Origin of the sequence: Planktotalea sp. (genome assembly GCF_049680325.1) — a bacterium.
Lineage (GTDB): Bacteria > Pseudomonadota > Alphaproteobacteria > Rhodobacterales > Rhodobacteraceae > Planktotalea.
This window is the reverse complement of record NZ_JBAUHO010000270.1, coordinates 13,459-27,015: the sequence shown is the minus strand read 5'-3', so window position 1 is coordinate 27,015 and position 13,557 is coordinate 13,459. Positions and strand designations below refer to the sequence as shown.

Below are 13,557 nucleotides of genomic sequence, written 5' to 3'. Positions count from 1 at the left end.
AATGGGTACAGCAGTCACCTTCGATGCCGTCAATATCGTGTTCGGCGACAAACCCGAAGCCGCGCTACCGCTAATGGACGCGGGACAGGACCGCGCGGACATTCAACAAAGCACCGGTCAGGTGCTCGGCGTGCATGACTGCTCGCTTGAGGTGCTGGAAGGCGAAATCCTTGTTCTCATGGGCCTCTCGGGTTCGGGCAAATCCACGCTTTTGCGCGCAGTGAACGGGCTAAACCCGGTCTGTCGCGGCACGGTACATGTGCGCGGTAAAGACGGCATGCTCGATGTCACCAACGCCAGTGCGGCCGATCTGCGCCGCATCCGCCAGGAAAGCGTTGCGATGGTCTTTCAACAATTCGGCCTACTGCCATGGCGCACAGTGCGAGAGAATGTCGGACTGGGTCTTGAGCTGTCAGGAATGGGCAAAAAAGAACGCCGGATCAAAGTTGATGCACAACTTGAACTGGTGGGCTTAAGCGACTGGTCTGAAAGGAAAGTTGGCGATCTTTCCGGTGGAATGCAACAGCGTGTCGGCCTTGCGCGCGCCTTCGCAACCGAGGCTCCGATCCTGCTGATGGACGAGCCGTTCTCGGCGCTTGATCCTCTGATCCGCACCCACCTTCAGGACGAGCTGCTCGAACTTCAAGCCAAGCTTGGCCGCACGATCATTTTCGTTTCCCATGACCTTGATGAAGCGTTCAAAATTGGCGGGCGCATCGCCATTATGGAAGGCGGACGCATCGTGCAATGCGGCACTCCGCAAGAAATTTTCACCAACCCAGCAACCGATTACGTGGCCGAATTCGTTGCACACATGAACCCGCTTGGCGTGCTTTGCGCGCGTGATGTCATGGAAACCGACCCTGTGGGTAAACCGAAAATATCTGTAACATCAGATGCTTCAATTCAGGAAGTCATGCAACACTTTGAGAATGGCGAATCCATTGTCGGCGTCACCCATAAGGCTAGCGCCATAGGCCAGATCACTTCGGCTTCAGTTATGAAAAAGCTTCTTGATCCAAGGGCCTAACGCCTTCGCTTCATTTTGCCAGTAAACTCATCCGGCCCGTCAAAACGCGCTAGACTTTGGTTTCATTCGCAGTCGGGGTAATCACGCCGCGTTTCAGCATCGCTTCGCGCCATGTGATGAAAGAAACGGACCCAAGGATCACGAAGCCCCCTACGACCACCCAGATATCCACATCTTCGCCGAATGCGAAATAACCCAGCGACACCGCCCAAACCAGTTGCAGGAAAGTGACCGGTTGCGTCACGGTCAAGGGCGCAGAGGCAAATGCCAGCGTCATCGTGTAATGCCCCGCCGTCGCAAAGCAGGCGACCGCGAAAAGCATTGCAACCTCATGCCATGTCGGCGGTATCCATACTGCATAGGCCAATGGCGCAAGTCCAATAGTGACGGTGATCGACAACATCGCAACGACGATGGAGGCAGGCACAGCATCCGCCAGCAGCTTTGCAGTCAGGTAGGACACGCAAAACACCAAAGCAGCGGCGAGCATGGCAAAATGCCCGACGCTCAATTCGCGAAAGCCGGGGCGCAGAATAATGACGGCCCCAACCAGCGCACAGAGCACCGCAATCAAACGGCGCATCGCCAGCTTTTCACCAAGGAACAATGCGGCTGCAATGGTTACGTAGACAGGCGTCAGGTAGTTCATCGCAGTGACTTCCGCGATGGAAATTTGCGTCATGGAAAAGAACCAAAGCGTGACGCCGAAGGTATGAAATCCACCACGCACTGCAAACAACCGCCAAACGCGCGGCTCTAGACGCGTCCGTCTCAACGCGCCGAAAATAGGTATCAGAAAAATCAGGCCAAGAGAGTAGCGCAGAAATGCAGCCTCCGCCGCGGGAATGCGTGGCCCGTTAATCTTGACCAAAGCTGTCACAGCGACAAAACAAAGCCCCGTTACAACCATCCAAAAGACGCCGACGATCGGGCGCTGCGCTGTTTTTTCCATGTTCCTGTCAGATCAAACCCTTAGGCGTAGCGCAAGCCTCAGAATAGAAGTGACGCAGCGATGGCCCACATGGTGAGGGCAATTATTGCATCCAGCACGCGCCAAGCCATAGGCATCGCAAAGAACGGGCTAAGCAATCTCGCGCCAAATCCGAGCAGAGCAAAGAACGCAAAACTTGCCAGTGCGGCACCCGCTCCGAAGGCGAGCCGATCTTCGTATTGCGCAGAGATGGAGCCGATCAGGACGACCGTATCGAGATAGACATGCGGGTTTAACCACGTGATTGCGAGCAATGTCAGAAGCGTTTTGGATAAGGGTGCCGCGCCTTGCCCTTCGCCCTCTAACGCGTTCCCGCCGCGCCATGCTGAAAGCGCATTTTGCAAACCGTACCACAGCAAGAATGCCGCCCCGCCATAGCGCATCGCGGTTTCGAACCATGGGACAGCCTGCGCCAGAGCCCCGAAACCAGCCACCCCGCAAATAATCAATATCGCATCCGAGATCGCGCAGGTGAGCACGATAGGCAAAACATGTTCGCGGCGCAGGCCGTGTTTGAGCACGAACGCATTCTGCGCGCCTATGGCAAGGATCAGCGAAAAGCTAAGGGCAAAGCCGGGCAGAAAGGATGCAAAGAAAGGGGACATTTGTATTTCCTAGTCATGAAGTCCCATTGCTTTAAAGCTACGTTTCGAACAAGGCTAGTTAAAGAAGCCAAGCTGGCATAAGTATTGCCTATGCATACAGTGGCCGATCACACACGCGCGCTTGGCGCAGACCTAAAAACAGGCAGTCCAGATTGCGTAGCCCGGTTCCTGAGCAACGCAGATTGCTCAAGGCCATTGCGATCAAACACAGCAAGACCGGTTGATGCCGTGCAAGCGTCATTTACCGTCCCGATCTACCAGATTGATTTCAGCATGAGTCCCACTTGATATGACCCAGTTCACACTCAATCCACTTGTGCTGCCGAATGGAAGTTCAATCCAGCGCGCGCACGTTGTTCCGGCCAAGTATCGTTTAGATGGCTTTGACCAGACTTATGATTTTCATACAATTGCCTATGATGTGATCTGGATGGAACGCCAGAAATCGTTGCTATTGATCTGTCCAAAACTTCTAAATCTTGAACGGCTTTTAACCACCTCTAAAATAACAGCTTCTGGTCAAGTCATTAAGAGCATACGTATTCGTCGTTATCGACGTCACGATGAAGTGTGGCTAAGCCTGCCGACACGCCCCGAGCAGATCTCGATTGAGTTGGATCAGTTCACAATTCGCGCTAATGTCAGTAATCAAGAAACTGATTTTAATAATAAAAACGTTCTCATGACCAAATCGAAAGACAACGATCTGGTTTGGGTAAAAGATTGGATGCAACATCATAACGTTGCCCAATCGGCAACCGCCGCACTGATCTTCGACAACGGATCGACGCGATATTCCCTATCAGAATTAGAACAATCGATGGTTTCTGTGCCGGGCTTTGATGTTGCAGGCGCTGTCGCCTCCAGCTTTCCTTTTGGAAGCTGGAAAGCGAGCAAGTTGATCCATCGCTCGATGTTCTATCAGGCGGGTATGCTTAACATCGCACGGCATCGTTTCTTGCACGCTGCCCGCGCGGTTTTGCCCATAGATGTGGATGAGCTGGTCGTCGGGGCCAGCATGTTCGATGCCGCGGTTCATTCGCGCATCGGGTATGTGACAATTCCCGGCGTTTGGCGCTATTCTAATCTTCCGCCTGAACAGCGCCCTCGCCATAGCGATCACGTCTGGCGACGTGACCCCGACGCCGTGAGTAAGGAAAAATATTGCCTGACGCCCGGGAGATGGTTCACAGATACGGTTTGGGACATCCACGGGCTGCGCCGCTATATGTTTAATAAGCTGGCGATGCGCGACGACGCGCGGTTTGTGCATTGCGAGCACGTCTCGAACGGTTGGAAACGCAAACGCGATGCTGCGGCGGGCGAAACGCTTGTGCGTGACCCACAGACCGAGCAGGAGCTAGCAACGCTTCGTCAAATGTAAAACGGCCCCCAAATAGGTTGGAGGCCGCTCAAACACTTCATGCTATACTTTAAAGCTGCTCCATAACCTCGTCGGAGGCTTCAAAGTTTGCCGTTACGCGCTGGATGTCATCATCATCCTCGAGCGCGTCGATCAGTTTCATTAGCTTGGTCATGCCTTCCAGATCCATCTCTGTGGAAATGTTGGGTTGCCAGATCAATTTTGCACTGTCGCTTTCACCAAGCGCGGCTTCGAGCGCCGTGGAAACCTCGTTCAGATCGGTGTCTGCGCAGATTATCATGTGACCATCCTCAGAGCTTTCACAGTCTTCCGCGCCAGCTTCAATCGCGGCCATCATCACTGTGTCAGCATCGCCAGCATCGGCAGAATAAGTGATCTCGCCCTTACGATCGAACATGAATCCGACAGAGCCGGTTTCGCCCAGATTGCCGCCATTCTTGGTGAACGTCGAGCGCACTGTAGACGCTGTGCGATTGCGGTTATCTGTCATCGCCTCGACGATGATAGCGACGCCATTGGGGCCGTAACCTTCGTAACGGATTTCCTCATAGTCTTCGCCCTCGCCGCCCGTGGCCTTTTTGATCGCGCGGTCGATGTTGTCTTTCGGCATCGATTGGGACTTGGCTTCCTTGATCGCCAATCGCAAGCGCGGGTTTTTGTCCGGATCGGGGTCACCCATTTTCGCGGCAACCGTAATCTCCTTGGAAAACTTGGAAAACAGTTTCGAGCGCAGTTTGTCCTGACGCCCTTTGCGGTGTTGGATATTTGCCCATTTTGAGTGGCCGGCCATGTCTCTCTCCAGATGAGAATACTAATAATCCCGCCCATATAGGCCAGCACAGGACGCGCCCGCAAGTCGGTTGCATATCCCGCGAAACTGAGGTGAAGCTGACGACAACCTGAAAGGCCTGTTATGACCCAAGATCAAATCATTCTGTTTTCCTTGTTCGGCGCTGTTTTCGCCCTCTTGCTATGGGGCCGCTTTCGCTATGATCTTGTTGCTTTCACAGCGCTTTTGGCGGGTGTGCTGCTGGGCGTTGTTGACAGCAAGGACGCGTTTTCCGGCTTTGGCCACCCCGCAACTTTGGTGGTTGCGCTTGTGCTGGTTGTCTCTGCTGGTCTGGTGCGTTCCGGGGCGGTTTTCCTTATCACGCGCACGCTTGTAGACAGTTCTCGCTCGCTTGGTGGGCACATCGCGTTGATGGGTGGAATCGGCGGCGTTCTATCGGCCTTTATGAATAACGTTGCTGCACTTGGGCTGCTTATGCCCGTAGACATCCAGACCGCGCGCAAAGCCGGGCGCGCGCCGGGGCTATCGCTGATGCCCCTTAGCTTTGCGACGATCCTTGGCGGGATGGTCACGTTGATCGGAACACCGCCCAACATCATTATCGCCGCAATCCGCGAAGAAAGTCTTGGCGAGCCGTTCAAGATGTTCGACTTTGCCCCTGTTGGCGGCATTACCGCGATTGCCGGCCTGGCCTTTGTTGCGCTGATTGGTTGGCGTTTTATTCCTGCACGTGGAAATGATGCGGGCGTTGGTGGTGATCTATCTGATTATATTGCCGAATTGACCGTCCCGAAGGAAAGCAAACTTATCGGCAAGCGCCTTTCGGAAATAGAAGGCGACGCTGAAAAGGCTGATGTGGCGGTTCTTGGCCTGATCCGCGATGGCAAGCGGCGCTATGGGCGCGCGCGCAATTCGGTATTGCAAGGCGGCGATACGCTGGTTTTGGAAGCTTCGCCCGATGCTTTGGACGAATTTCGCGCCGCGCTTTCACTGGCTTTCGCAGATGACAAACGTGAAGAGCACCTCAAAGCTGCGGGCGACGGGCTGGATATTATCGAAGTCGTCGTAAGTGAAAACGCGCGTATCGCAGGCAAGACGGCGCAGGCTATCGGCCTTGCTTGGCGTCAACGAACCGTTCTGATGGGGATTTCGCGACAGGGTAAAGCGATCCGCGATCACGTGCGCCGTACCGAAGTACGTGCCGGTGACATTCTGTTGCTGCTGGTTCCAAAGGACCGCGGCCCCGACGTGACGGAATGGCTTGGCTGTTTACCCCTAGCTGCGCGCGGCCTGTCAGTGACCCAAGACAGCAAAGTATGGCTTGCGATTGGCCTGTTCGCCGCAGCGGTTGCTGCTGCCAGTTTTGGGCTGGTTTATCTGCCGATTGCACTAGGCCTTGTGGTTGTTGCCTATGTGCTGGCAAAGATTGTGCCGCTTTCGGAACTCTACACCCACATCGAGTGGCCCGTTGTGGTCTTGCTTGGCTCCATGATCCCACTTGGCGCGGCCTTGGAAAAGGCGGGCGGCACAGAGCTCATCGCTGGCGCATTGGTCGGCGCGACCGAGGGCATGCCTGCTTGGGCGATCCTCACCGTTCTGATGGTTGTGACGATGACGCTTTCAGATGTGCTGAACAACACGGCGACAACCATTGTTGCCGCGCCCGTCGGCATCCAGATGGCGCAGTCCTTGAACGTTTCTCCGGATCCGTTCCTGATGGCCGTCGCGATTGCGGCCTCATCGGCCTTCCTCACGCCAATCGGGCATAAGAACAACACGCTTATCCTGGGTCCCGGCGGGTATCAGTTTGGCGATTATTGGAAAATCGGGCTGCCCTTGGAAGTCGTCGTTGTCGCTGTTTCTATTCCCGCGATCCTTGTGTTCTGGCCACTTTAGTCACCCTCCAACAAGGCGCGTATCCACCGATAGAGCCGCATCTGCGGCTTTATCGGCGCTGGCGTGCGAAGCAAAAGCGACTGGCCCGTTGCCACCTGCCCTTGCAAAGGCGCGACCAGCGTTCCCTGTGCTAGGTCGCGCGCAACCAGCCAGGAATGGCCCATCATCACCCCTGCCCCATTGCGCGCCTCTTCCAATGCAATGCTATAGAGCGAGAAATGCGCGCCTGAAAACCTGCGCTCGTCCAACCCCATCCGCGCACGCCATAGTGGCCAATCCCCGCTCCAAGCGGTGTCCTGAATCAGCGGCACATTATCCAGATCCTTTGCAGCGGCGATCCGTGCGGCTATCTCGGGTGCACAGACAGGAAAAATCATATCCTGCGCAATTTCGAATTCGGCGGGGTCATTACACGGCGTGCCTAGAAACAGACTGACATCGAAAAGGTCGCGCGCAAGGTTTGGTGCGAGTTCCAGCGCAGTGACAGAAACGGTTTGGTTCGGGAAAGCTCTGCGCAGGTGTGGCAAACGGGGTGACAACCAAAGCTGGGCAATGGCAGGTAGTGCTGCAATGTTGATCGCCGCTTCGGGTGCCTGGGCGCGCAAACGATGTAAAGCGCCGCCAAGGGCATCAAAGGCCTGCGAAAAATCACCCGCCACTTGCCTGCCCAGCTCTGTCAGACGAACGCCTTGACTGCGCCGCTCAAACAGCGGCGCGCCGACCCAATCCTCAAGCGCTTTGATTTGCTGGGAAATCGCGCCGGAGGTTACGCAAAGCTCTTCAGCTGCGGCTGCAAAACCGCCCAGACGCGCTGCGGCTTCAAAGCTGCGCATTGCATTCAGGTGTGGCCCACGCGGACGGGAAGGATGGACTGGCATTTACTACCCTTAGTTTTTCTACGGCTAATTTCAGAAAAACTCATTTGCAAAGTTTCCTCAAGTGCCGTGATAAGCAATCAATCTTTTGGAGTTATCAAATGCTAGAAAATCGTCCTTGGGTGCCTGCGGATTGCGAAAGCCGTGTAAGCCTGATTGCCAAAGAAACCGCTGGCCGCAGCAGCGCCGACAATGCCGCACGCCTTGATGCATTGATCGAAGAAAATCGCGATATTCACGAGCGCGAGTGCTTTAACCTTAATCCCGCGACCAACGTGATGAACCCGCGCGCAGAGGCGATGTTGGCCTGCGGCATCGGATCACGCCCGTCCTTGGGATATCCCGGTGACAAATACGAAATGGGCCTGGAGGCCATTGAGGAAATCGAAGTCATCACAGCCGAGCTGTGCGCACAGGTGTTTGATGCCAAATACGCAGAAATTCGTGTGCCATCTGGCGCAATTGCCAATCTCTATGGCTTTATGGCGACCTGCAAAGCGGGCGATACAATCATCGCGCCGCCCGCTTCGATTGGCGGGCATGTCACCCACCATAGCGCGGGCTGTGCGGGCTTGTTCGGGTTGAACACCATTCCTGCCCCTGTAAACGCAGACGGCTATACCATTGATATTGATGGGCTTCGCAAACTGGCCCATGACGTCCGGCCAAAGCTGATTACGATTGGCAGTTCGCTTAACCTGTTCGAGCATCCCGTTGCCGACGTGCGTATGATCGCGGATGAAATCGGAGCGAAAGTTCTCTTCGATGCGGCCCATCAATGCGGGATCATCGCAGGCAAATCATGGAAAAACCCTCTGAGCGAGGGCGCGCATTTGATGACAATGAGCACCTACAAAAGCCTCGGCGGCCCCGCGAGCGGGTTGATTGTCTCGAATGATGCAGAAATCATGGAACGTATTGACGCGATTGCCTTTCCGGGGATGACCGCCAATTTCGATGCGGCAAAGTCAGCGGCGCTGGCGATTACAATGCTCGATTGGATCGAGCACGGCGCGGCCTATAGCACGCAAATGATCGACACCTCGCGCGCGATGGCCGCCGCGCTAGAGGCTGAAGGACTTCCTGTCTTTGCCAAGGCGCACGGCTTTACCAATTCGCACCAGTTCGCGGTTGAGGCGGCAGGTTTCGGCGGCGGACAAGCGGCGTCAAAGACCCTGCGCAAGGCTGGATTTCTTGCTTGTGGCATTGGCCTGCCCATTGCCGAGGTCGCGGGCGACATGAACGGTTTGCGCATTGGAACGCCCGAACTGGTGCGCTGGGGCATCACGGCGGATCACGCGCCAGAGCTGGCGGCACTTATCGCAAAAGCCCTTCGATCAAACGCACCAGAGGCTTTGGCTCCTGAGGTGCGCGCACTGCGGGAAACCTTTGATAAGCTGCATTATGTAAATGCCTGAAAGCAGGTTTGGGGATAGAGCGATCTATTCCCACTCCATTTCTTCAAAAACGCGCTGCGCATTGCGCCCTGCAAGCGCATCAAACTGCGCGAGGCGGGCGAAGGCAGATTGATCCACATTTACCGCGTCGATGATGTCCCCGCCTTCGTCGATATGCGACGCCATCCCTGTGCGCAGATTGACCAGATAGTCATAGGTATCAGCCTTCGCCGCCGCGAGTGTCGTCGCTGGCCCATGACCCGGAACAAGATGCGCAGGCTCTAGCGCTGCCACCGCCTCGAATGCCGCAATCCAATTGCGCGAGCTGGAAAACTCCATAACGCCCAAAACGCGCCCAACATAGACGATATCCCCCGTGAAAACGGTTTTGCTTTGCGCGAGCCAAACAAAACTATCGCCCGGCGTATGCGCTGGTGCGACGTGACGCACTGCGATTTCGACCCCGCCCAATGACAGATCATAAGCGGTATCAAATCTGATGTCCGCGCTTGAAGGCTTTGTATTTTCCAAGCCTTGCGCGCCGATAAGTTGTGATAGAACAGTCAGTTGCATGGATGCGCGATCGTTCTGATCCGCAATGGCTGCATTCGAGCTTACAATCTTTGCGCCCTTTGCCTGCCAATAGCTGTTCCCAAGCCAGCGATGATCCTGCCCGCCTGTGTTGATAACATATTTCACAGGCTGCTTGGTGAGCGTGGCGATCACTGCATCTATCGCGGCTGCCCCTTTGTAACTGCCACCGGGATCAACCAAGACCGCACCTTCGCTGGTTTCAATCAAGCCAAATGTCGCGTTGTTGGCAAGGTTGTCAGCGTTTCGGTTTTCGGCAGGGCCTTCAAGCGCCCAGATATGATCCGCAACCTGTTGGACCTCGAACATCCCCGCGCACAGCGCGTTCGTCGTCAGGAAAACCGCAATAGTGCCCAGAATAGTGGCTCGAATCATATCTTCGCTTTCATTCAAGTTATCGAATATGAGTAACACCCTTCAAAGCAATATCAAATCAGCTGAAAAGGATTGAAGTGGCTTCACGGCTTGCGCCGCGCGCAATGCATGATAATCGGATTACATGAGAACTTTATTTTTAGGCGATGTGATGGGCCGCGCTGGTCGGCGCGCAATCACGGAACAGCTGCCCAAGCTGCGCGAGGAACTGCGCGCTGACTTTGTTGTCGTGAATGGCGAAAATGCCTCTAACGGTATGGGGCTGAATGCAGAGCACGCGAACGCTATTTTCGCGGCAGGCGCGGATTGCGTGACTTTGGGCGATCATGCGTTTGACCAAAAAGATATGCTTCAGCATATCGAAAAAGATAACCGAATTTTGCGGCCTTTGAACTTTGCCAAGACTGCCCCCGGGCGCGGGCACAGGTTGTTCAAGGCGGCAGGCGGGCAGAAGGTTCTGGTGCTTCAGGTGCTTGGTCAGGTCTTTATGAAGCGCGCTTTTGATGATCCTTTCTCTGCTGTGGACGCCGTTCTGCGTGCGCATCCGCTTGGTGGCCTTGCGCAGATGATCCTCGTGGACGTCCATTGCGAAGCAACGTCGGAAAAGATGGGCATGGGGCATTATTGCGATGGTCGGGCAACGATTGTTGTTGGCACGCATACCCATGTTCCCACCGCTGATGCACAGATTCTTCCTGGCGGAACCGCCTTCCAGAGCGATGCAGGCATGTGCGGTGATTATAATTCTGTGATCGGAATGGAAAAAGAAGAACCCATGCGCCGCTTTATCACAGGCATGGCGAAGTCGCGTTTCACCCCTGCCAATGGCGATGCTACTTTGTCCGGCCTCTTTGTGGTTAGCGATGATCGCACAGGTAAAGCGAGTTCTGTTTCGATGATCCGCCGCGGCGGCGGCCTTGAGCAAAGCGCACCATGAAAGAAAACCTGCCGCTGTTTGGCGTGTTGATTCTGCTGGGCGCGGGCTGGGGCATAACCATGCCGCTCACCAAGATCACGGTTAGTGCAGGCTATCAACAATTCGGACTTATTTTCTGGCAGTTTGCCATCGCAGCGGTGCTTTTGGGGGCTGTGCTGACACTGCGTGGCAAACTGTTGCTGCCAAACGGGCGGCAATGGAAATTTGCAGCATTGATCGCGCTGATTGGCACGCTTTTGCCCAATTCAGCCAGCTATCAGGCGGCGGTTCATCTGCCGAGCGGCGTGATTTCGATTTTGCTCTCCTTGATCCCGATGATCGCTTTTCCTATTGCCTTGGCGCTAGGCAATGACCGTTTTTCTACGCGCAAGCTCGTTGGTTTAACCTTGGGCTTTGCCGCTGTAGCGCTGATCGCGGCCAATGGGGACAGCTTTGCGGGGGATGTTTCACTCTGGTGGATTGCGATCGCACTGATCGCGCCCAGCTTCTATGCGTTAGAGGGCAATGTCGTCGCCAAATGGGGCACACACGGGTTTGATGCGATGCAGACCTTGTTTTGGGCCAGCATTGTCGGCCTTTTACCTGCGCTTTTCCTTGCGCTGCAAACGGGGCAATTCATTGCTATTCCAACAGTTTGGGGCGTCGCTGAATTTGCTTTTGTGATTGCCTCTGTCGCACATGCGATTGTCTACGCTGGCTATGTCTGGCTGGTCGGACGCGCAGGGCCCGTTTTTACTGCGCAGGTCAGCTACCTCGTCACGGTTTTCGGCGTGTTCTGGGCGGTTATCCTGCTTGGTGAAGTTTATGCCAGTGATATATGGGCGGCGCTTGCGCTTATGCTAGGCGGGCTTTTTCTGGTGCAGCCACGACGCGCTGAGGCACCTATCGAAGGACTTACCGATGCTGTTTGAACTAACACAAACACAAGGCGCCATTGCGGCGATGTTGACCGTATTAGGCATGTTCGTCTTGTTCGTGCGCGAAAGCTATCCCACAGAAGTCGTTGCGATAGCCGGTGTCGCCCTGTTGCTGGTGCTTGGCGTGCTGCCCTATGAAAACGCGCTGGCGGTGCTGTCCAACCCCGCGCCCTGGACCATCGCAGCGATGTTCATCGTGATGGGGGCCTTGGTGCGCACGGGCGCGCTGGAGGCCTTTACCAAGCTCGCTGACAGGCAGGCCAAGACGCGGCCTGCGGTTGCTATCGCGATGTTACTGGCCTTTGTTATCCTTGCCTCTGCGGTTGTGTCCAACACGCCCGTCGTTGTGGTAATGATCCCTGTTTTTGTACAGCTCTCCAAAACCTTAGGCACCAAAGCCTCAAAGCTGCTGATCCCGCTTAGCTATGCTGCCATCCTTGGCGGCACGCTGACGCTGATCGGGACATCAACCAACCTTTTGGTTGACGGCGTAGCCCGGCAGAACGGTATGGACGCGTTTTCTATCTTTGAAGTCACACCGCTAGGGATTGTTCTGGTGATTTGGGGCATGCTTTACCTGCGTTTTGTTGGTCCCTATTTGTTGCCGGAACGTGACAGCATGGCCAACCTTCTGTCCGACAAAAGCCAGATGAAGTTCTTTACCGAAGCGGTCATCCCCCCCGATAGCAACCTTATTGACCGCGAAGTCACGGGCGTGCAGCTTTTCAAACGCGAAGGCGTGCGATTGATCGACGTTGTACGCGGGGATACCTCGCTGCGGCGTAATTTGAAGGAGGTAAAGTTAATGGTCGGCGACCGCGTGGTTTTGCGCAGCCGGATTTCAGAGCTTTTAAGCCTGCAAACCAATAAAGAACTGAAGCGGATCGATCAGGTTTCGGCGGTCGAAACCCACACGGTCGAAGTCCTGATTACCCCGGGATGCAAAATGGTCGGGCGCACCTTGGGCGCGCTGCGACTGCGCCGCCGGTTTGGTGTCTACCCTCTTGCCGTGCATCGTCGGAACCAGAATATCAGCGGACAACTGGATGCTGTAAATGTGCGCATTGGCGACACCCTGCTTCTGGAAGGCTCGCCAGAGGACATTCAACGCCTTGCGCTTGAAATGGGCCTTGTTGATGTCTCGACCCCATCTGACCGCGCCTATCGTCGTCGTCATGCCCCCATCGCCTTGCTTGCGCTTGTGGGTATTGTTGCGCTTGCGGGCTTTGGTCTTGCTCCGATCTTTTTCTTGTCGATCATCGCGGTTGCGCTGGTACTTATCGCGCGCTGCATTGATGCGGATGAAGCGTTCAGCTTTGTGGACGGGCGTTTGCTTACCCTGATTTTTGCAATGCTGGCGATTGGTGCGGCGCTTGAAAGCTCTGGTGCGGTCACGCTGATCGTGAACGCCCTTGCGCCTTATATATCGATCCTTCCGCCCTTTATGATCGTTTGGGCGATCTACCTGCTGACATCCGTTCTGACCGAGCTTGTGTCCAACAACGCAGTCGCTGTGGTTGTCACACCAATTGCGATTGGTTTGGCCGACGCACTTGGCATCGATGCGCGGCCTTTGGTGGTTGCTGTGATGGTCGCGGCTTCCGCCAGCTTTGCCACGCCTATCGGGTATCAAACCAACATGCTGGTTTACGGCCCCGGCGGGTATAAGTTCACCGACTTTATGAAGGTTGGTATCCCGCTCAATCTGACAATCGGGATTTTGGCCTCTGCTATGATTCCGTTTCTTTGGCCGCTCTAAAAAACAAAGC

General features: G+C 55.3%; 12 protein-coding genes. 7 read left to right on the top strand and 5 right to left on the bottom strand.

Translation table 11 applies throughout. The features are described from left to right. Position 1 precedes the first annotated feature (1 nt). Positions 2-1,030 carry a choline ABC transporter ATP-binding protein gene (gene choV, locus WBC85_RS12500; RefSeq protein ID WP_424437585.1) on the top strand — a complete coding sequence of 343 codons (1,029 nt, stop codon included), beginning with the start codon at positions 2-4 and terminating at the stop codon, positions 1,028-1,030. A gap of 49 nt (positions 1,031-1,079) precedes the next feature. Here the strand turns inward: choV and WBC85_RS12495 are convergent, their stop codons facing one another. Together WBC85_RS12495 and WBC85_RS12490 are read right to left on the bottom strand one after the other, a co-directional pair. Beyond that, positions 1,080-1,982, bottom strand: a complete 903-nt coding sequence (locus WBC85_RS12495; RefSeq protein ID WP_424437582.1) for a DMT family transporter — start codon at positions 1,980-1,982, stop codon at positions 1,080-1,082. Between the two features lie 38 nt (positions 1,983-2,020). After that, entirely contained in the window at positions 2,021-2,626 is a 606-nt protein-coding gene (locus tag WBC85_RS12490) for a LysE/ArgO family amino acid transporter (RefSeq protein ID WP_424437579.1), read from the bottom strand. 289 nt (positions 2,627-2,915) lie between these two features. On the opposite strand from WBC85_RS12490, the gene WBC85_RS12485 reads away from it, so the two are divergent. Further along, the gene (locus tag WBC85_RS12485; RefSeq protein WP_424437576.1) at positions 2,916-4,010 is read left to right on the top strand and encodes a hypothetical protein; all 1,095 of its coding nucleotides are present in this window, start codon (positions 2,916-2,918) and stop codon (positions 4,008-4,010) included. A gap of 49 nt (positions 4,011-4,059) precedes the next feature. On the opposite strand, the gene WBC85_RS12480 is transcribed toward WBC85_RS12485, so the two are convergent. Beyond that, complete coding sequence (locus WBC85_RS12480) at positions 4,060-4,800, bottom strand: YebC/PmpR family DNA-binding transcriptional regulator (RefSeq protein WP_424437573.1); 741 nt, start codon at positions 4,798-4,800, stop codon at positions 4,060-4,062. 123 nt (positions 4,801-4,923) lie between these two features. On the opposite strand from WBC85_RS12480, the gene WBC85_RS12475 reads away from it, so the two are divergent. Further along, the gene (locus tag WBC85_RS12475) at positions 4,924-6,696 is read left to right on the top strand and encodes an SLC13 family permease (RefSeq protein WP_424437570.1); all 1,773 of its coding nucleotides are present in this window, start codon (positions 4,924-4,926) and stop codon (positions 6,694-6,696) included. Here the strand turns inward: WBC85_RS12475 and WBC85_RS12470 are convergent. Further along, on the bottom strand, positions 6,693-7,574 hold the full coding sequence (locus WBC85_RS12470; protein ID WP_424437567.1) for a LysR family transcriptional regulator: 882 nt from the start codon (positions 7,572-7,574) through the stop codon (positions 6,693-6,695). The genes WBC85_RS12475 and WBC85_RS12470 overlap by 4 nt on opposite strands. Positions 7,575-7,672: 98 nt before the next feature. On the opposite strand from WBC85_RS12470, the gene glyA reads away from it, so the two are divergent. Next, positions 7,673-8,989 carry a serine hydroxymethyltransferase gene (gene glyA, locus WBC85_RS12465; protein WP_424437564.1) on the top strand — a complete coding sequence of 439 codons (1,317 nt, stop codon included), beginning with the start codon at positions 7,673-7,675 and terminating at the stop codon, positions 8,987-8,989. A 24-nt stretch (positions 8,990-9,013) separates the two neighbouring features. On the opposite strand, the gene WBC85_RS12460 is transcribed toward glyA, so the two are convergent. Further along, entirely contained in the window at positions 9,014-9,934 is a 921-nt protein-coding gene (locus WBC85_RS12460; protein ID WP_424437561.1) for an MBL fold metallo-hydrolase, read from the bottom strand. Positions 9,935-10,058: 124 nt separating this feature from the next. Between WBC85_RS12460 and WBC85_RS12455 the strand changes: the two genes are divergently transcribed. The 3 genes from WBC85_RS12455 to WBC85_RS12445 are packed head-to-tail and all read left to right on the top strand — an operon-like array spanning position 10,059 to position 13,547. After that, positions 10,059-10,871 carry a TIGR00282 family metallophosphoesterase gene (locus tag WBC85_RS12455; protein WP_424437558.1) on the top strand — a complete coding sequence of 271 codons (813 nt, stop codon included), beginning with the start codon at positions 10,059-10,061 and terminating at the stop codon, positions 10,869-10,871. Continuing rightward, positions 10,868-11,782 carry a DMT family transporter gene (locus WBC85_RS12450; protein WP_424437555.1) on the top strand — a complete coding sequence of 305 codons (915 nt, stop codon included), beginning with the start codon at positions 10,868-10,870 and terminating at the stop codon, positions 11,780-11,782. The genes WBC85_RS12455 and WBC85_RS12450 overlap by 4 nt, the downstream gene beginning before the upstream one ends. Next, entirely contained in the window at positions 11,772-13,547 is a 1,776-nt protein-coding gene (locus WBC85_RS12445; protein WP_424437552.1) for an SLC13 family permease, read from the top strand. The genes WBC85_RS12450 and WBC85_RS12445 overlap by 11 nt, the downstream gene beginning before the upstream one ends. Positions 13,548-13,557: the final 10 nt, after the last annotated feature.

What these genes read in the sequence shown, in the direction of transcription:
- WBC85_RS12490 (WP_424437579.1), bottom strand. Translation starts at nt 2,626, where the DNA reads ATGTCCCCTTTCTTTGCATCCTTTCTGCCCGGCTTTGCCCTTAGCTTT.
- WBC85_RS12455 (WP_424437558.1), top strand. Translation starts at nt 10,059, where the DNA reads ATGAGAACTTTATTTTTAGGCGATGTGATGGGCCGCGCTGGTCGGCGC.
- choV (WP_424437585.1), top strand. Translation starts at nt 2, where the DNA reads ATGGGTACAGCAGTCACCTTCGATGCCGTCAATATCGTGTTCGGCGAC.
- WBC85_RS12480 (WP_424437573.1), bottom strand. Translation starts at nt 4,800, where the DNA reads ATGGCCGGCCACTCAAAATGGGCAAATATCCAACACCGCAAAGGGCGT.
- glyA (WP_424437564.1), top strand. Translation starts at nt 7,673, where the DNA reads ATGCTAGAAAATCGTCCTTGGGTGCCTGCGGATTGCGAAAGCCGTGTA.
- WBC85_RS12460 (WP_424437561.1), bottom strand. Translation starts at nt 9,934, where the DNA reads ATGATTCGAGCCACTATTCTGGGCACTATTGCGGTTTTCCTGACGACG.
- WBC85_RS12470 (WP_424437567.1), bottom strand. Translation starts at nt 7,574, where the DNA reads ATGCCAGTCCATCCTTCCCGTCCGCGTGGGCCACACCTGAATGCAATG.
- WBC85_RS12450 (WP_424437555.1), top strand. Translation starts at nt 10,868, where the DNA reads ATGAAAGAAAACCTGCCGCTGTTTGGCGTGTTGATTCTGCTGGGCGCG.
- WBC85_RS12475 (WP_424437570.1), top strand. Translation starts at nt 4,924, where the DNA reads ATGACCCAAGATCAAATCATTCTGTTTTCCTTGTTCGGCGCTGTTTTC.
- WBC85_RS12495 (WP_424437582.1), bottom strand. Translation starts at nt 1,982, where the DNA reads ATGGAAAAAACAGCGCAGCGCCCGATCGTCGGCGTCTTTTGGATGGTT.
- WBC85_RS12485 (WP_424437576.1), top strand. Translation starts at nt 2,916, where the DNA reads ATGACCCAGTTCACACTCAATCCACTTGTGCTGCCGAATGGAAGTTCA.
- WBC85_RS12445 (WP_424437552.1), top strand. Translation starts at nt 11,772, where the DNA reads ATGCTGTTTGAACTAACACAAACACAAGGCGCCATTGCGGCGATGTTG.